Origin of the sequence: Micromonospora lutea, assembly GCF_016863535.1 — a bacterium.
Taxonomy (GTDB): domain Bacteria; phylum Actinomycetota; class Actinomycetes; order Mycobacteriales; family Micromonosporaceae; genus Micromonospora; species Micromonospora lutea.
Window position 1 is genome coordinate 65,166 of record NZ_BOPB01000020.1, and the last position, 17,908, is coordinate 83,073.

Here is a 17,908-nt window from a genome sequence, read left to right on the forward strand (position 1 = left end):
GTGAAGGCCCTGGTGTTGTCCGGAGGATCGGGCACCCGCCTCCGACCGCTCAGCCACTCGCTGCCCAAGCAGTTGGTCCCGCTGGCCAACCAGCCGTTGCTCGCCCACGTGCTGCGTGGCGTCCGTGACCTCGGGATCACCGAGGTCGGCATGGTCGTCGGCGCCGGGGAGGAGCAGATCAGACAGGCGTTCGGCGATGGCTCCGGGCACGGCGTAACGATCACCTATCTGCCGCAGGACGCGCCGCGCGGGCTCGCCCACGCGGTGCGGATCGCCCGGCAGTACCTCGGCGACGCGGACTTCCTACTCCACCTCGGCGACAACCTGCTGCCCGACGGGCTCGGCGATCCGGCGATGGAGTTCCGCCGTCGGCGGGCCGGCGCCCACCTGCTGGTGCAGAAGGTCACCGACCCGCGGCCGTACGGCGTGGTGGAGCTGGACCGCGTCGGCCGGGTGATCCGGCTGGTGGAGAAGCCCCGACACCCGCGCAGTGACCTCGCCCTCCTCGGCGCCTGCTTCCTCACGCCGGTCGTGCACCAGGCGGTCGAGGCGATCCGCCCGGGGCCGCGCGGCGAGCTGGAGCTGACCGACGCCGTGCAGTGGCTGGTGGACCAGGGGGTCATCGTCCGCGCGAGCGAGTACGCCGGCTACTGGCGGGACATCGCCGACAGCGGTGACGTGCTCGCCGGCAACCGGCACCTGCTGGCGACGGTCGAGCCCGACCGAGGCGGAGTCGTCGACCCGTTCAGCGTCCTCGGCCCCCGGGTACGGGTGGAAACCGGTGCCCGGGTGATCCGCAGCCACGTCGAGGGTCCGGCGATCATCGGTGCCGGATCGGTGATCGACGGCACTCACCTGGGTCCCTACACCTCAATCGGCCGGAACTGCGTCATCCGCGACAGCGAGCTGTCCGGCTCGGTGGTCATGGACGAGGCGCGGATATCGGGGGTGCGCCGGCTGGTCGACTCGATCGTCGGTCGGGCCGCGACGATCGGCCGTGGCGATCCGCGTGCCGGCTGCCGGGTCGTCTGCGGCGACCACAGCCGCGTCGAGATCCCCGAATAGGCCGGTCAGCCCCGCTCGGCGAACGGCCGCGCCCGGTTTACCGGGCGCGGCCGTCGGTCCGACTGGCGGTCAGCTCGACCGGCCGCCACCGGTGGCATCGGGGAGCGGCTGCGCCGGACGAACCGGCCGGTCGACGCCCCGGCGCGGCCGCGACCAGCGGCGCATCGCCGGCTGCTCGACCAGCGCGTAGAGGATCGACGCCAGGACCAGGCAGAGCAGATACGTCGCGACCAGCACCGCGATGCCGGTACCCAGATCGAACGTCACGCGGCTGTACATGCCCGAGACACCGTTCTCGCCGCTGAACGCCGCGTGGACCATGAACATCACGGTGATGTGGATGACGAAGAAGGCATACATCCGATCGCCCAGCCACACCATCAGACTGCTGTTCATCAGCGTCCGCCGCCCGTGGACGTCGGCCATCGCGAAGGCGGGGATCAGCAGCGCCATCGGGATGAGCGGGACGAAGGTGTACCCGTAGAAGATCGGCACGTCGAGCGTGACCAGGTACGCGCCGACAGTGAGCAGAGCGGCGGGCAGGGCGCGCAGGCCGATCCACCGGCCGGTGAGCACGATGCGCGCCATGATGATGCCGACCACGAACTCCAGGGCCCGGGTCAGCGGGAAGTAGAAGCCGAACCAGTGCTGGGGCCAGGACACCTCGGGGGCGACCATCGACGGTGGGTGGTCCGGCAGGAAGGCGTTGGCGAACACCGGGATGAGCGCCGCCACGGCCGTCACGCCGATCGCCCAGGCCCACAGCCGGCTCGGCGAGATCTTCTTGACCAGGACGTAGAGCAGCGGGAACGCCGCGTACGCGAGCACGTCGATGTTGGCCGACCACATCGGACCGTTGAGATTGCCGAACAGGAACGACTCGGTCGGGAACCAGGAGCTGATCAGGAACAACCCGGCCAACGCCTCGGCCGCCTTGATGGGCGCACCGGTGGGGATCAGCAGGACCAGCAGGATGGCGTACACCACCACGTGGTTGGGGAAGAGCTTGAAGAAGCGACGACGCCAGAACGACCGGGCGTTGTCGGTCGACGACGCCATCCAGGTCACCACGAAACCGGTCAGGACGAAGAAGTAGGCGAGACCGAACATCCCGGCGTTGGCGCCGTACTGGACGTAGTTGAGCATCACCTGGGGGTCGGTGAACAGACCCAGGGCGAGCCCGTGGGTGAAGAACACCGACAGGCCGGCGAGGGCCCGAAGCCCCGTGAGCGACGGCAGGCGGGTACCGCCGATTCCCGGAGGGCTCTCCGGCCGTGCTCCGGGTTGGGTGATCGTCATGGAGTGCACCTCCGGGTGGGAACGTCCGTCGGTACCGCCGACGGTCGGGAATGGGGGCAGGGGCGACGTTCGCCGGCGGCTCTCGACGGCCCGGCGACGTCGCCGGCGTCGCGGTGGTCGCTCGGCCGGCGTCGCTCAGGCCGCGGTACGCGAGTTGCGTAGTACGCGCAGCACCATGCTCGGCCGCATCAGCGCCTCGATCGGGTCGACGAGGCCGGCCGAGCGCATGAACTGCTCGGTCACCGCGGCGTCCCGGGTAGCCGCAACCTGGACGCGGTACATGTAGGCCTGGATCAGCTTGAGCATCGGGGTCCGCTGACCCTCGACGCCGGGGAAGCTGAGGTTGATGCCCTCGGTCATGTCCCAGGCCGGGTCGATGATTCGCCCGACCTCCCGCATGAACTCCAGCGAATCCGGTGCCTGGCCGCGTCGTAGCGTGTCGCGTAGCGCAAGGGCCTGTAGCGCGGCGAGGCTCTGCGCCTGGGCGAAGACCGGGTTCGGGGTGCAGACGGCATCGCCGAGCACGATCAGCCGCTCGGGCAGCCGCGCCATCCGGTCGTAGCGGCGCCGCAGCGTGGTCGGGAACCGGAACAGCACCGGGTCGTTGAGCGGCTCGGCCTCGACGACCGCCTCGTGGATCTCCTTGGCGGCCAGCGTCTTGACGAAGGCGTTGAACCCGTCGGGATCGGTGGGCGGATGGTCACCGAGCAGACCGTAGGCGGTCAACTCGACCAAACCGCTGTCCGTCTTGGTGAAGATGGCGCCGCGGGGCAGCCCAGGGTTCGCCACCGCGATGATCGAATGGTCGGTGCCGAACGGGTCGGTCCGCAACCGGTAGTGCCGGGTCACGTAGCCCAACCCGATCTTGGTGCCCTCCTCCTCGACGCGCGGGTAGCCCATGGCCTCCAACCACAGCGGGGTACGGGAACCGCGGCCGGTGGCGTCGACGATCAGGTCCGCCTCCAGCGTCTCCTCCGCGCCGCCGTCGCGCCGCTGCACCCGTGCCCCGGTCACCCGGGACCGGTCCGGCGACGTGGCCAGCCCGGTGATGTCGTACCGCTCCATGAAGGTGACGTTGCCGAGCGCCTGCACCCGCTCCCGAACGTGCGCCTCCATGATCGGGCGGCGGGCGCCAACGTTGGTCAGGCCCGCCCGCACCTGCTTGAGCGGCTTGCCGTTGAAGTACCAGCGCACCGTGCCGGACAGGTCGGTCTGCGGGCACCCGGCACTGATCATCTGTGCGGTGATCTCGGGAAAGAGCTCCTCCATGGCGCGCGCGCCCCGGGCGAGCAGCCCGTTGATGTGGCGCGCCTGCGGCGCCCCACGGCGCGCCTCACGTACCCCGAGGAGCTCGTCGCGGTCGACGATGATGACCTCGCGGTAGCTCTCGGACAGCGCGCTGGTGGCGAACAGTGCGGTTATGCTGCCACCCAGCACGACCGCGCGTTCTCCGACGAATCTGTTCATGAACGGTCGTCTCCCTTGTGTGATGAACGATTTCGGCGACGTCACGAAAATCGTTTCGGTGCCTGGGCGGGATCGGCTCGACATCCAGGCTTGCTCTGTGTGGGATCGTGTCAGCCGGTGTGGTCGCCGGGCATCTCCCTGACTGCCCTTGCCGGCGGGAAGACCCGCTGGTCATGGCCGGGACGGCTCGGCGGGGGACGGGCGGCGGAAAAGCACGCCGAAAAGCCGCGGGAATGTGACCGCGAACCTCCGGCCGACTGCCCGTTCGATGGCCGTGTCGCCAGGGTCCGTAAACCGTCCGCACCCGTCCCCGCACCGCTGGCCGAGGAGACGGTGAAGGTCTACAGAATGACGTCGGGTGTCGCCTCGGCCGGCCGGACCGGACCGTCGCCGGGGCCACCGGCGCCCTCGCCGGATTCGGTGACGAACTCCCGCAGCCAGCTCACCGCCGTCCACAGCGGTGTGGTGTCCAGCCGGCAGGGCCGCCGCTGGGCGTCCTGCCGCCGTCGGACGAGCCCGGCGCGCTCCAGCACCCGCAGGTGGCGACTCACCGCGGGCATCGTCATTGCGAACGGGGCGGCGAGTTCGGTCACGGTGGCCTCGCCACGGGCCAGCCGGGAGAGGATCGCCCGCCGGGTCGGGTCGGCCAACGCCGCCATGATCCGGCTGAGTTCGTCGGTTGCCACAGCTGCTGACCTTCCGTTCACAGGCGGGATGGCCGGGGGCACCCGGCCACCGACAGCGGGGTCACGCCGCCGTGACCCGGCCGGCGGGCGGGTGTTCACGAGGAGGCGGCCTCCGCCAGGAACCGTTCGATCCACTCGGGTCGGGTCGGCCGGGTGCGCATCCGGGCGTGCCGACGGCGTACGTCGCCCGCGACGGTGGCGTCGATGCCCAGCTTCGCGGTCGTCCCGCCGGTCGCGGACGGGTCGAGCCCGCTGCCGGCGGCCCGGGGCAGCACGAGCACGTCCCGGTCCGCCTGGACCCTGGTGGCCATTGCCCAGCCGACCTGCTCGTCGTCGTGGATGTCCACGTCGTCGTCGACGACGATCGCGTGCTTGACCGTGCCCGCCGCGCCGAGCGTGGAGAGCAGGACGTTCATCGACGATCCGGCGGTCTCTCCGCGTACGGCGACGACGGCGTGCAGGCGGCACGAGCCGGCTTCCGTCAGTCGTACGGCCGTCACCTGCGGGTGTGCCCAGCGCAGCGTCCGCAGCAGCGCCGCCTCCCGGGGGATACCGCCGAGCAGGAAATGCTCGCGTCCGCCCGACAGGATCGTCTGGCACACCGCGCCGTCGCGGTGCCAGCCGGTGAGCAGCTCGATCACGGGTGCCGGGGCGCTCGGCCCGTAGGTGCGGGGAAACTCACCGAACGGTCCCTCGGGCTCCCGGACGTCCGCCCGGAAACGTCCCGCGAGGACGAATTCCGCGTCGGCGGGCACCGGCAGGCCGTTGACCGGGCAGCGGACCACCGGCAGCGGGCCGGTCCGCAACGCGCTGGCCACCGCGAGGTCGTCCAAACTCCGGTCAGTCGCCGGCGCCTGGCTGGCCAGGCCGAGCAGCGGATCGACGCCCAGCACGATCGCCACGTCGAGGTCGAGCCCGCGCCGCTCCGTCCCGGTCAGGATCCGGCGCAGCCGTCCGGGCAGCACGAGCGTACGCAGGCTCCGTTCGCCGACGGCCAGCATCCGGTTGATCGAAAGGTTCGTCGCACCGGTCTGCGGATCCCGGACGACGAGCAGCGCCGAGGTCAGATAGCGGCCGGCGTCGTGTTCGTGCTGCACCGTCAGCGGGAGCCGTGACAGCAGCGCCTCGCCGTCGAGCCGTCGGGCGAGCACCGGAGCGTTCCCGTCGGGCACCGGCGTCCAGGGCCGAGGCCGGTCGAGCGCGGCCAGGTAGCGGGTGGCGGTCTCCTGGGGCAGGCAGCCCATCGCCTCGGCGAGGTCGGCGCGGTCGCCGACGAGGTTCCCGGCGAGCGGGAACTCTGCCCCGGCGACGTCGCGGAACAGGACCGCCCGCTGACCGTCGAGACGTTCGAGGACCGTCGACACCTCCTGGTCGGGCTCCACCTGGGACCGCACCTGGCCGAGCCGGCCCCGACCGAGCAGGTGAGACAGCCAGGAACGCAGGTTCTGCTCGACCGGCCACCCTGCGGGTTGAGCGGCGGGTACGGCGGGCAGGTTCACGTCCGCGCTCCTGGTGCTGGTACGGCGAAGTGGATGTGCTTCAGCTCGGTGAACTGTTCGACCCCGGCCACCCCGCGGGATCGGCCGAGACCGGAGGACTTGACGCCTCCGCTGGGTGTCTCCGGGTAGGAATGGTGGTAACCGTTGATCCAGACCGTGCCTGCCTCGATCGCGTGGGCGAGGCGCCACGCCCGCCCGATGTCGCGCGTCCACACGCCCACCGCCAGGCCGTACGGTGTCGCGTTGGCCAGCCGTACCGCGTCGCCCTCGTCGTCGAACGGCTCCACGGTCACCACCGGGGCGAACAGCTCCTGCTGAACTACCGGCGCGTCCGGACCGACCTCCGTCACCACGGCGGGGCGCACGAAGTACCCGGCCAGTCCGGCGGGGTGGACACGGTGGCCGCCGTGCACGCGGTGCCGGGCGGCGGCGACGGTCAGCGTACGCCTCAACCGCTCGCCGGCAGCCGGCGACACCAGTGGCCCCATCTGCGTGTCGGGATCACCGGGGTGGCCGACCCGGATCCGGTCGAGCCCGTCGGTGAGCCGGTCGAGCACGTCCCGGTAGGCCGACCGGGCCACCAGCACCCGGGTGCAGGCCAGACACATCTGGCCGCTGGTGACCACCGCTGCCCGTACCGCCGCGAGGACTGCGGCGTCCATGTCGGCGTCGGCACAGACGACGAGGGTCCCCTTGCCGCCCAGTTCGAGCAGGGTGCGTTTCATGCCGTTGCCGGCCGTCCGCAGGATCTCCGCCCCGACCCCGGTCGACCCGGTGAACGCGACGGCCCGCACCAGCGGATGCGCGACGGCGACCCGGCCCACCTCGGCGCCACCCACGAGGAGGTGTGCGACGTCGTCGGGCAGCCCGGCCGCGCGCCCGAGGTCCAGTACCCGTGCGGTGACCGTGCTGGTCTGCGGGGCCGGCTTGACCAGCGCCGTCACGCCGGCTGCCAGGGCGGGTGCAAGGTCCCGGATCAACAGGAGCACCGGCCAGTTCCAGGGCACGACGAAGGCGGTGACGCCGACCGGCTGCCGGACGATGTGCGCCACCGTGGCGTCGGGCAGGGTGCCGGCGACGCCTCCCAGGTGGCGGGCCAGGCCGGCGTTGTAGGTCAGCGCGTCCACCGCGGCCCGGATTTCCTGCGCCGCCTCGGCCAGCGGCTTGCCGGTCTCGGTCACGAGCGCGTCGACGAGCTCGTTCGAATGCGCGGCCAGCGCCTCGGCCCAGCCGTGCAGGACGGTGGCCCGGCGGCGGCCGTCGACCGGCCAGCCGCCCCGTAGCGCCGCCTCGGCCCGCTGCGCGGCCTCGTCGAGCTGGGCCGGCGTGGTGACCTCGACCGGGGGTAGCGGGGTGAGGGTCGTCGGGTCGATCGGCTGGACGGCTGCCGTACTCACGCGAACACCTGCCCGCCGTCGACGATGACGGTCTGTCCGGTGACGAACGCCGACGCCGGTGAGGCCAGCCAGAGCAGCGGCCCGATCAGGTCGTCGGCGTGCATCGGCCGGGGCAGGGCGCGGGCCCGGGCTGCCGCCGTGAGGTACTGCCCGGTGTTCAGCGTCCGGCTGGCGTCGTTGTCCACCAGGCCGGGGGCGACCGCGTTGACCCGGATGTTGTGTGCGCCAAGCTCCCGCGCGGCGGCCCGGGTGAGCCCCTCCACCGCCGCCTTGGAGGCGACGTAGTGGGCGAAGCCGACGGCGCCGCTGCGCCCCACCACCGAGGAGATGTTGACAATGCTCCCGCCGCCGCAGTCCACCATAGGTGGAGTGACCGCCCTGATGCCCAGCCAGGTGCCCTGCACGTTGACCGCGAACACGGCGTCCCACTCCTCGACGCGCAGCTCGCCCAGCGGGCGTTTGCGGGCGAGCGACCGGTAGACGGCCGCGTTGTTGACCAGCACGTCGAGGCGGCCGAACTCGGCGATGGTCCGCTCCACGACGAGCTGCCAGTCGGCGGGCGAGGTGACGTCGGCGGGCGCGAAGACCGCGCGGCCGGGCCCGGTCCGGGTCGCCGTGCGGGCCGTCTTCAACGCCTGCCGGGTGGTGCTCAGCAGGTCGACGGCGACGACGTCGGCGCCGGCGGCCGTGAAGGCCCGCACGTACGCGTCGCCGATCGGCGCGCCGGCGCCGGTCACGACGACCGTCCGCCCGGACAGCCCGGCAGGCGGTGGCCCCGCGCCGGGCGGCACTTCTCTCATCGGATCGCCTCCGTCGGATCCGGGTTGCCTCGGTCGACGGCGGTGTCGGCCAGGGCGTGGTAGTCACCGTCGGCGAGCCGCCGACGAAGGATCTTGCCCACCGGGGAACGGGGGATCCGCTCCACGGCGATGACCCGCTTGGGGCGTTTCAGCGACGGCAGCCCGGCGGTGGTCCGGACGAAGCGCTGGACCTCCCGGACGGCCTGCGCGGGGTCGATGCCGGGGCGTACGACGACGAACGCGGTGACGGACTGCCCCCAGCGCTCGTCGGGGAGCCCGACCACGACGTTGTCGGCGACGGCGGGAGCGGTTGCCAGCGCTGCCTCGATGTCCGCCGGGTAGATGTTCTCGCCACCCGAGAGGATCATGTCGTCGACCCGTCCCTGGTACCACAGGTTGCCCTGCTCGTCGCAGGTGGCGAGGTCGCCGGTGCGGTACCAGCCGTCCCGGATCGCCGTCCGGTCCGCGTCCGGCCGTCTCCAGTAGCCGGAAAACGCCTCCGGTGAGCCCATCGACGCGATCACCTGTCCTGGTTCACCCGGACCCACGAGGTCGCCGGGGCCGGCGTCGGCCTCGTTGACGACGACCCGTACCCGGGAGAACAGGCCGGCGCGTCCGGCGCTGCCGGGTCGGGCCGCCACGTCCGGCTCCACGGTGAAGGTGAAGATCTCGGTGCTGCCGTAGTGGTTCACGAAGGCGTCCGGGCGTACCGCGTCGACGAGCCGGCCGGCGAGGTCCGGGGCCATCGGCGCGCCGGCGTACCCGAGCCGGCGCAGCGACGCCAGCTCGGGCAGCCGACCGGTGCGCAGCAGCGACCAGTAGATGGTCGGCACCAGGTACAGCGCGGTGACGCTCTCCCGGCTGATCAGCTCCGCCGACTCGTCCGCGTCGAACCTGCGCTGGGGCACCCAGGTACCGCCGACCAGCAGGCTGGCCAGCAACGTGCGTACGCCCATGGTGTGGAACAGCGGCATCACGCCGAGCGTGACGTCCCCGGCACGGAACCCCGATTGCAGCACGTGGGCCACGGTGGCGGCGTGTTCGCCGGCGTGGGTCCGGGGCACGCCCTTGGGCTGACCGGTCGTGCCGGAGGTGTACAACAGGACGCTGAGTTCGTGCCCGGCGACGGCGATCCGCAACGGACCGTCGGACTGGCCGGCGGCGAGCGAGGCCAGCGTGACACCGCCGGACGTCGCGTCGTCGGGGCCACCGGCAGCGATCCAGGTCGGCGGATCGGGTAGCCCTTCGCGGGCCCGCGCGCAGAGATCGGACGTGCTGGCGTCGGTGACCGCCAGCGCGGGTGCGCTGTCGCGCAGGCAGTGCTCGACGTCGGCCAGACCGTACCGGGTGGACAGCGGGACCGCGACCGCACCGAGCTTCTGCACCGCGAGATATCCGCCGGCCAGGCCGGCCCCGTTGGCCATGTGCAGCACCACCCGGTCGCCGCGGCTGACCCCGAGAGCGGCCAGGGCACGCGCCACCTGGTTGGTGTGGGCGTCCCACTGGCGGAAGGTCATCGGCACAGGACCAGCGACCGCGCGCCGGTGCGGGTGGCGCTCCGCCCCCCACGCCAACATCCGTCCGATGTCCATCGGTCAGCCGAGGCTCTCGACGGCCCGGCGGATGCGGCTCAGCCCCTCGTCGAGGACGTCGTCCGGCGCGGCATAGGTGATCCGTACGTGTCCCTCGCCCCGGTCACCGAAGGCCGTGCCGGCCACCACTCCCACCGAGTGGTGGTCGATGAGGTGGTCGGTGAACTGCTGCGCGGTCAGGCCGGTGCCACGGATGTCCGGGAAGACGTAGAACGAGCCGTCGGGGGAGGGGCAGGTGACGCCGGGCAGGGCGTTCAGCGCGGCGACCACCCGGTCGCGCTTCGCGCGCAGCCGGTCCCGGGTGGCCACGACGTGGTCCTGTGGGCCGGTCAGCGCGGCGAGGGCGGCCAGCTGCACGAAGGCTGGCACGTTGGTCACGGAGTTCTGCTGGAAGATGTCCATCGCGGTGATCAGGTCGCGGTTCGCCACGCACCAGCCGATCCGGAACCCGGTCATGATGTAGCTCTTGCTGAACGTGTCGACCAGCAGCGTCCGGTCGGCCATGCCGTCCACGGCGGCGATGGTGTGGTGCTCGGCGGGCGGGTAGACCAGGTGGCTGAAGATCTCGTCGGAGACCACCGACACGTCGTGCCGGCGGCACAGCTCGCTGATCGCCTCGAGCCGGTCGACCGTCATGCCGTTGGGTCGCTGCGGAGAGTTGATGATCAGTAGCTTGGTGCGGTCGTTCATCAGCCGCGCCAGGTGGTCGATGTCGAAGTGGAAGTCCGGCTCGACCAGCGGCGCGTACACCACCCGCCCGCCGGCGTAGGTGATCCAGAACTCGTCCGGCGGGTAGCCCGGGTTGGGGAAGATCACCTCGTCGCCGGTGTCGACGAGCGTGAGCAGGCTCTGCGTCAGGGCGTGCTTGGCACCCATCGTCACCAGCACCTCCTCGCGCGCGGTCGGTCGGCCGCGACGCGTCGCCTCCGCCGCGATGGCGTCCCGCAGCTCGGGCAGGCCGGGCCCGGGTACGTAACGCACGTGCCCGTCGTGCACCGCCTTGGCGCACGCGTCGAGGATGTGCGGTGCGGGCCGGAACTCCTCGCCCTGGAAGTCACCCTTCTCGAGGTGGATGACCTGGGTGCCGGTCTCCCGCTCGAGCTGCTCGGCCCGCCGCATGGACGCCCACTGCCTGGGCAGGACGAAGTGGTTCGTCCTGCTGGACAAGGGGCTCCGCACGGTCGGCGGTGGGGGGTACGGGGTGGTCACCCGTGATCACTCTCCTTGGTCGGACCGGCGCCGCACTGGCCTTGGCAGGCGACGTGCCGCTCACGATTCCAACTGCTGTCGCGGGCGGGCATCTCCGTGCGTGCGTTGGTCGTCGCCGTCGGTGTCACCGAAAGCCGCAGGTGCGGCTGACCCTCGCCGCAATCCGGAAGGTGCGGCGGCCCGACATCCGGTGCCACGGTCATGGGCGACGTCATGGCCGGTGCGATGACGGGCCCGCCACCCGCGGCAGATCTCGGGACGACCGGGCGGACGCAGCCGCACCCCGGATGGCAATCTTGAGGAGACGAGACGTGCAGCCATTCACGATCAACATCCGACAGTCGGAGCTCGACGATCTACGACGTCGGTTGGCGCAAACCCGCTGGTCCCCGGATCTGCCCGAGACGGGCTGGTCGCGTGGGGTACCCCTGGCCTACCTCAAGGAGCTGGTCGCCCACTGGCTGACCAGCTACGACTGGCGGCTGGCCGAGTCCCGGCTCAACGGGCTGCCGCAGTTCACCACGACCATCGACGGGGCCACTGTGCACTTCGCGCACATCCGTTCGCCCGAACCGGACGCGCTGCCGCTGATCATGACGCACGGCTGGCCCGGTTCGATCGCGGAGTTCCTCGACGTGGTGGGTCCGCTGACCAACCCGGTCGCCTACGGCGGCTCCGCCAGGGACGCGTTCCACCTGGTGCTGCCGTCGATTCCGGGCTTCGGTTTCTCCGGTCCGCTGCCCGCCGCCGGCTGGACGGTCAACCGGGTCGCGGCCGCGTGGGTGGAGCTGATGCGTCGCCTCGGCTACGAGCGCTACGGCGCCCAGGGCGGGGACTTCGGATCACCGATCTCCCTCGCGGTGGGCCGCCTCGCCCCCGAGCACGTCGTCGGCGTACACAGCAACATGCTGACCGTCTTCCCCTCCGGCGACCCCGCCGAGTTGGACGGCCTCAGCGAGCAGGACCTGGGCCGGCTGGGCCGACTGGCCAGCTTCGACGCCGACGGCTCCGGCTACCGCAAGCTGCTGTCGACGCGCCCCCAGACGGTCTCGTACGCGCTCAACGACTCGCCCGCCGGGCAGTTGGCGTGGATCATCGAGCGCTTCAAGGAGTGGACCGACGCCGACCTGCCCGACCAGGTCATCGATCGAGACCTGCTGCTCACCAATGTGATGATCTACTGGCTGACCGCCACCGCCGGCTCGTCGGCCCAGATGTACCGCGAGATCACCGAAGAACAGCGCGCGGCGACCGAGGACCCCAACGGGGAGATGCTTACCGGGTACCGGGAGCAGCCGCTGAGCGTGCCACTCGGGGTGGCGGTGTTCCCGCAGGACTGCATCGTCCCGATCCGCCGGCTCGCCGACCGTGACTTCCCGACCGTCACCCGGTGGACGGAGTTCGACCGGGGTGGGCACTTTCCTGCCATGGAGGTGCCGGAGTTGTTCGTCGGCGACGTGCGCGCGTTCTTCCGGTCGTTGGCCGACGCCTCCTGAACCCGGCGTCATGGCAGGTCTCGGCCCCGCCCGGCTGACCGACCGGCACCGCCCGGGCCGCGACCGGACGCCAACCACGACCTCGTACCGGTCAACCCCCTCGACAGAAGGACCGCAACGTGACGACAGTTGACATGGGAGCCCGGGCGGGTCGGCGGGAATGGCTGGCGCTCGGCGTGTTGTGCCTGCCAACCCTGCTCACCACGGTGGACATCAGCGTCCTGATCCTCGCGCTCCCGAAGCTCGGCACCGACCTGGGGGCCAGCGCCACCCAGCAGTTGTGGGTGACCGACATCTACGGCTTCGTGATCGCCGGGTTCCTGGTGCTCATGGGCACGCTCGGCGACCGGATCGGGCACCGCAACGTGCTGCTCGGCGGTGCCGCCGGTTTTCTGGTCGCGTCACTGCTGGCGGCGTACTCGACCTCGATCGAGATGCTGCTCGTCTCGCGTACTCTCCTGGGCATCTCGGCGGCGACGGTCATGCCGTGCGTGCTCGCCCTGATCAGCCAGCTCTTCCCCAACCCGGCCCAGATGGGTGCCGCCATGGGGATCTGGGGCACCGCCATCATGCTCGGGGTGATCCTCGGCCCGGTGGTCGGCGGTCTGCTGCTCGATCACTTCTGGTGGGGTTCGATCTTCCTGTTGGGCGTCCCGGTCATGGCCCTGCTGCTGTTGGTCGGGCCCGGGCTGTTGCCGGCCTCGCGGCATCCCCGGCCCGGCCGGCTCGACCTGCTCAGCGCGCTGCTCTCGCTGGCCGCGCTACTGCCGGTGGTCTACGGCCTCAAGGAGGTCGCGCGCGCCGGCTGGGACGCGGGCGCCGGCGGCACGATCCTCGTCGGCTTCGCCTTCGGCCTGATGTTCGTGCATCGCCAGCGGCACCTCGAACAGCCGATGCTGGACCTGGCGCTGTTCCGCAATCCGATGGTGAACACCATCATCGTGCTGGGTCTGGCGTTCGGTTTCATCACCGCGGGAACAGGCCTGGTGGCGACGCTCTACATGCAGCTCGTCGCGGGACTGAGCCCGCTCAAGGTGGCTTTGTGGATGCTCATCCCGGCGGCTGCGATGATCATCGGTGGTAACGTCGGGCCAGCCATCGCCCGGACGGTCCGACCCGCCTACGTCCTCTCCGCCGGCATGCTCCTCGCGGCGGCCGGCGCGCTGATCATCACGCAGGTCAGCGTCACCGGTGGCCTGACCACCCTGCTCGTGGGCCTGGTCGTGATGTACATCGGCGGTAGCCCCAGCGCGACCCTGGCCAACGCGGTGCTGATGTCGTCGGCCCCGCCGGAGAAGGCCGGCGCGGCCGGATCACTCTCGTCGACCGGCGGAGAGCTCGGCGTCGCGCTGGGTGTCGCCATCCTCGGCAGCGTCGCCGGAGCCGTCTACGGCTCTGCGGTGCAGGTGCCGGCCGAGGTGCCCGCGCCGGCCGCGGTGCCGGCGGGGGAGAGCATCGTCGGCGCCGTGGCGGTGGCGGAGACCCTACCGGAGCCCGTGGCGGCCGAGCTGCTCGACTCGGCACGGGAGGCGTTCACCGAGGCGTTGCACGGCGCCAGCCTGATCAATTTCGTGCTCTTCCTGGCGGTCGCGCTCACGCTCGCCATCCGACTCAAAGGGCTGCCGCCGACCGGCGCAGGTCATCCCGGCATGCCGTCGTCGGGCGAGGCATCACCGGCTCCCTGACGACGTTCCCGCGAGCCGTCCCGGCTCGTACCCGCCCGGGCGCCGCCCCGGGACAACGCCAGGACCCGCCCTGCCGTCACCCCGTGTGCGGGTGACGCAGGACCACCCCGGGCCCCTCCGCCCGACGAACTGAGGAAGTTGCCATGCCGCGTCGAAGAATCCGCACCGCCGCCGCGGCGACGGTGGTGTTGCTCGCGCTCGCCCTCGTCATCGTGATCACCCCGAATCCCGTCTCGGCCCGCTGGCGGCAGGTCGACGTCTGTGTCGCGCCGTCCGCCAGCGGCGGCTTCGAGGTCACCGCCAAGGTGCCGAGGTCGGTGGCGAACTCGCTGCTCCGTCGCACCTCCTCCTACCCCGGCGTCTGCGCCTCGTACGGGGAGTCGACAAAGCTCGGGAACGGCACCATCCGGGCGTTCACCCAGTCCCACGACGGGGTCCCACACGCGATCGGTCTGTCCATGACCGAGGACGCGCTGGACGGGTTGCCGAGCCACCCGGCGACCGAGGGCCGCTGGTGCCACGACGTCAACCAGGACGGCGAAACCGATCCGCACACCGAGTGCACCGGCGGGTACGAGTTCCCATTGCAGCTCAGCAAGGAGTTCCGCGATGAGGTGGACACCCCCTTCCAGTACGTGTTGACCAACTGGAACCCGGCGGGGCACCTACCCGAGCACATCTATGATCGTCCCCACTTCGACGTGCACTTCTACCTCAACTCCAATGAGGAGCGGATGGCCATCCGGCCGGGTCCGTGCGGAATGCTTGTCGACTGCGAGGACTTCGAGGTGGGTCGCCTGCCGCTACCCCCGCAGTACCTGCCGGCCGACTACAGCGACTTCAGCGCCGTCGAGCCCGGCATGGGCAACCACCTGATCGACCTGACGGGGCCCGAGATCAACGGTGAGCTGTTCCACCACACCTTCATCTACGGCTCCTACGGTGGTCAGCTGACGTTCTACGAGCCGATGGTGACCCACGACTGGTTCCGTAGCGTGGTCGAGGGGGTCAGCTCCGGTGGCTGCTTCCCCATCAAGCAGCCGCAGGCGTGGCAGATCGGCGGCTGGTATCCCACCCGGTACTGCGTGCGGCACCGGGAGAACCGGTCGGAGATCGTCACCACCCTGGAGGATTTCGTCCACCGCACGGCAGGTTGATCCGGTGACCGCCGGTGGTGCGGCGACAGCGCGGTCGTCGCACCACCGGCCCGGCGTGGTCGGCTCGCCAGCGCGGTCGTCGCGCTCCGGCTTCGGTATGCTCACCGCCGGTATCGACGTCGATGCGGAGGCGAACGTGGGCAAGGTCGACAACACCGTTAACCGGACCGACGAGGTCGATGCGTTCATGGAGAAGCTCGATCACCCTTTCAAGGCCGAGGTCGAGCTGCTGCGCGAGGGCATCAAGTCGGTGAACACCAAGATCGTCGAGCAGGTCAAGTGGAAGGCGCCATCCTTCGCCTACCAGGGTGAGTACCTGGTGACGTTCAACCTGTGGTCCAAGGACCGTGTCCACCTGGTGTTCCACAACCCGCAGGTGGTGAACATCGAGAGCGAACTGCTCGAAGGCGACTATGCCGACGGCCGTCGGATGGCGTACTTCTACGACATGAAGGACGCCAAGGCGAAGAAGGCCGAGCTGAAGCGAATCGTCAAGCAGCTCATCAAGTCGATCGAAAAGTAATGATCGTCCTCATTCACACGTCGAAGGTGATGCGGCCGGCCCCGACCGGTGGTCGCGGGTTGACCGAGCCGGCGTTGCGTGGTCCCGCCGAGGAGTTGGCGGGCTACCTGAAGACGCTGTCGGTGGAGCAGCTCGCGGCCGTCATGGCGATCTCGCCGACGTTGGCCGCCAAGACCCGCACACTGCTCGCCGACTGGGGCGTCGAGCCGGACCGGCAGTCGCCCGCGGTGGACAGCTTCGCCGGCGACATCTACAGCGGCCTACGCGCGTGTGATCTCACCGAGGACGACCGGGCCTACGCCGACCAGCGGTTGCGGATCCTCTCCGGGCTGTACGGGATCCTGCGCCCGCACGACGCGGTGCGGCCGTACCGGTTGGAGATGGGCTACCGACTGCCCGATCCGCGCTACGCCGACCTGTACGACTTCTGGGGTGACCGGATCGCTGGGTGCCTACCGCGGCGGGGGACTGTGGTCAACCTGGCGGCGGAGGAGTACCACCGGACCGTCACGCGGTTCCTGGACCGGGACCGGTTCGTCAGCCCGCGCTTCCTGACCGTGCATCCGAAGACGGGCGAGCCGCGGTTCGTGGTCGTGCACGCGAAGATCGCGCGTGGGGCGTTCGCCCGCTGGATGCTGACCAACCGCATCGACCAGCCCGAGGCGATCACCGAATTCGCCGAGATCGGTTACCGCTACGAGCCGACGCTGAGCAGGCCTCGCCAACCGGCTTTCGTCTGCAAGGAGTTCGAGGGCAAGGGGCTCAGCGTCCGGCTGCACGAGCAGAGGTGAGGGCGCACTCGATTACTTTCCGCAAAGTGAGAGTTACTTTCGGAAACCAAACTGTCTACTGTGGTCCACAAGAGTCGATCGGCGACGCTCTGGAGGATCCATGACCATCACCTCGACTGGGGCCTGGACCGGCTTGCTGTCCTCCCTCAACGGCCGCTTCCACCGGACCGCTTTGACCGTCTACATGCTCATCGTGGTCGCCCACTGGGCCGAGCACCTCGTTCAGGCGTACCAGATCTGGGTGCTGGGCTGGCAACGGTCCGAGGCCCGCGGCGTGCTCGGGATGCCGTTCCCCTGGCTGGTGAGTTCGGAGTGGCTGCACTACGGCTACGCCATCGTGATGCTGGTCGGCCTCTTCCTGCTGCGCCCCGGCTTCACCGGGCGGGCCAAGGCGTGGTGGACGGTGGCGCTCGCCCTCCAGTTCTGGCACCACATCGAGCACGCGCTGCTGCTTATCCAGGCCCACAGCTCCTTCCGGTTCCCGGGCACCACCGTCGCGACCAGCCTGCTGCAGCTCATCGTTCCCCGGGTGGAGCTGCACCTGTTCTACAACTCGGTCGTGTTCATCCCCATGCTCATCGCCGCATACCTGCACCTTCGGCCCAACGACGCCGAGCGTGCCTCGATGGCCTGCGCCTGTGCTCCAGGCACCGGGCAGGCCCGTACGTTGCGGCCGGTCGCGGCCCTGGGTGACTAGCCGTCGGCTGATGTCCACTCCGGCCCGCATCTACGCCGTTGCTGCCGTCGCCGTGGCGACCCTGGTCGCGCTCCTCGCCTTCGCCGCCCGCGTCGACTCCACATCGTCGGCCGACTCGCCGCTGACGGTGGTCTCGGTCGTCCCCGCCGACGGCGCGGTGGTGAGCGCGGCACCGGCGGCCGTCCATATCCGGGTCTCGGGACGGCCGGACAGCGCCCGCTCCCACATCGCCGTGTACGACAACGGGTCGTCCCGCCTGGACACCGGGGCGGTGAGCCCGGACGGCGACGACGGCCTGAGCCAGGCGATCGTCCTCGACCGCCCGGCCGAGATCGTCGTCGCCTACCACGTCGTCTCCGTCGACGGGCGCGCCGTCTCCGGCACCGTCCGGTTCACCGTCGGCGCCACCGGGGGGCCGGCCGTGTCGCCGCCCACTGCCCACGCCCACAGCGTCGATCCGTTCGGGGCGACGCTGCTGGTCATCGATGGCATCGCGCTGCTCGTGGTCGTGCTGCTCCTGTTTCGGCGCCCCGCCCGTGCCTGAC

Annotated in this window: 16 protein-coding genes; 8 read left to right on the forward strand and 8 right to left on the reverse strand. The window is 70.7% G+C overall.

Annotation, left to right across the window (positions count from 1 at the left end; genetic code table 11):
- On the forward strand, window positions 1-1,065 hold the full coding sequence (locus Vlu01_RS17975) for a glucose-1-phosphate thymidylyltransferase (RefSeq protein WP_204001102.1): 1,065 nt from the start codon (window positions 1-3) through the stop codon (window positions 1,063-1,065).
- A 69-nt stretch (window positions 1,066-1,134) separates the two neighbouring features.
- Here Vlu01_RS17975 and Vlu01_RS17980 read toward each other — a convergent pair whose 3' ends face one another.
- From Vlu01_RS17980 to Vlu01_RS18015, 8 genes are all read right to left on the reverse strand, one after another.
- Complete coding sequence (locus Vlu01_RS17980) at window positions 1,135-2,364, reverse strand: acyltransferase family protein (protein ID WP_204000899.1); 1,230 nt, start codon at window positions 2,362-2,364, stop codon at window positions 1,135-1,137.
- Window positions 2,365-2,499: 135 nt separating this feature from the next.
- Window positions 2,500-3,831, reverse strand: coding sequence for an FAD-dependent oxidoreductase (locus Vlu01_RS17985; RefSeq protein ID WP_204000902.1), 1,332 nt, complete (start codon window positions 3,829-3,831; stop codon window positions 2,500-2,502).
- A 341-nt stretch (window positions 3,832-4,172) separates the two neighbouring features.
- Entirely contained in the window at window positions 4,173-4,517 is a 345-nt protein-coding gene (locus tag Vlu01_RS17990) for an ArsR/SmtB family transcription factor (RefSeq protein ID WP_373307431.1), read from the reverse strand.
- Between the two features lie 95 nt (window positions 4,518-4,612).
- Window positions 4,613-6,016: a UbiD family decarboxylase gene (locus tag Vlu01_RS17995; protein ID WP_204000905.1), complete on the reverse strand. Its 1,404-nt coding sequence runs from the start codon at window positions 6,014-6,016 to the stop codon at window positions 4,613-4,615.
- Window positions 6,013-7,413 carry an aldehyde dehydrogenase family protein gene (locus tag Vlu01_RS18000; protein ID WP_204000908.1) on the reverse strand — a complete coding sequence of 467 codons (1,401 nt, stop codon included), beginning with the start codon at window positions 7,411-7,413 and terminating at the stop codon, window positions 6,013-6,015. Before Vlu01_RS18000 ends, Vlu01_RS17995 begins: the two co-directional genes overlap by 4 nt.
- On the reverse strand, window positions 7,410-8,213 hold the full coding sequence (locus tag Vlu01_RS18005) for an SDR family NAD(P)-dependent oxidoreductase (RefSeq protein WP_204000911.1): 804 nt from the start codon (window positions 8,211-8,213) through the stop codon (window positions 7,410-7,412). The genes Vlu01_RS18000 and Vlu01_RS18005 overlap by 4 nt, the downstream gene beginning before the upstream one ends.
- The gene (locus tag Vlu01_RS18010; protein WP_204000914.1) at window positions 8,210-9,805 is read right to left on the reverse strand and encodes a class I adenylate-forming enzyme family protein; all 1,596 of its coding nucleotides are present in this window, start codon (window positions 9,803-9,805) and stop codon (window positions 8,210-8,212) included. The genes Vlu01_RS18005 and Vlu01_RS18010 overlap by 4 nt, the downstream gene beginning before the upstream one ends.
- A 3-nt stretch (window positions 9,806-9,808) precedes the next feature.
- Window positions 9,809-11,014 carry a pyridoxal phosphate-dependent aminotransferase gene (locus tag Vlu01_RS18015; protein WP_204000917.1) on the reverse strand — a complete coding sequence of 402 codons (1,206 nt, stop codon included), beginning with the start codon at window positions 11,012-11,014 and terminating at the stop codon, window positions 9,809-9,811.
- A gap of 311 nt (window positions 11,015-11,325) precedes the next feature.
- Between Vlu01_RS18015 and Vlu01_RS18020 the strand changes: the two genes are divergently transcribed.
- The 7 genes from Vlu01_RS18020 (at window position 11,326) to Vlu01_RS18050 (ending at window position 17,907) form a co-directional block, all read left to right on the forward strand.
- Window positions 11,326-12,510, forward strand: coding sequence for an epoxide hydrolase family protein (locus tag Vlu01_RS18020; protein ID WP_204000920.1), 1,185 nt, complete (start codon window positions 11,326-11,328; stop codon window positions 12,508-12,510).
- A 119-nt stretch (window positions 12,511-12,629) separates the two neighbouring features.
- On the forward strand, window positions 12,630-14,195 hold the full coding sequence (locus tag Vlu01_RS18025; RefSeq protein ID WP_204000923.1) for an MFS transporter: 1,566 nt from the start codon (window positions 12,630-12,632) through the stop codon (window positions 14,193-14,195).
- A 143-nt stretch (window positions 14,196-14,338) separates the two neighbouring features.
- On the forward strand, window positions 14,339-15,352 hold the full coding sequence (locus tag Vlu01_RS18030; protein WP_204000925.1) for a hypothetical protein: 1,014 nt from the start codon (window positions 14,339-14,341) through the stop codon (window positions 15,350-15,352).
- Window positions 15,353-15,356: 4 nt separating this feature from the next.
- Entirely contained in the window at window positions 15,357-15,875 is a 519-nt protein-coding gene (locus Vlu01_RS18035; protein ID WP_204000927.1) for a DUF1801 domain-containing protein, read from the forward strand.
- Window positions 15,875-16,666, forward strand: coding sequence for a YaaA family protein (locus Vlu01_RS18040; protein WP_204000929.1), 792 nt, complete (start codon window positions 15,875-15,877; stop codon window positions 16,664-16,666). Before Vlu01_RS18035 ends, Vlu01_RS18040 begins: the two co-directional genes overlap by 1 nt.
- Window positions 16,667-16,766: 100 nt before the next feature.
- A complete protein-coding gene (locus Vlu01_RS18045; RefSeq protein ID WP_204000930.1) occupies window positions 16,767-17,363 on the forward strand; it encodes a hypothetical protein in 597 nt (198 codons plus the stop codon).
- A gap of 10 nt (window positions 17,364-17,373) precedes the next feature.
- Window positions 17,374-17,907 carry a copper resistance protein CopC gene (locus Vlu01_RS18050; protein ID WP_204000932.1) on the forward strand — a complete coding sequence of 178 codons (534 nt, stop codon included), beginning with the start codon at window positions 17,374-17,376 and terminating at the stop codon, window positions 17,905-17,907.
- The last annotated feature ends 1 nt before the right edge of the window (window position 17,908 follow it).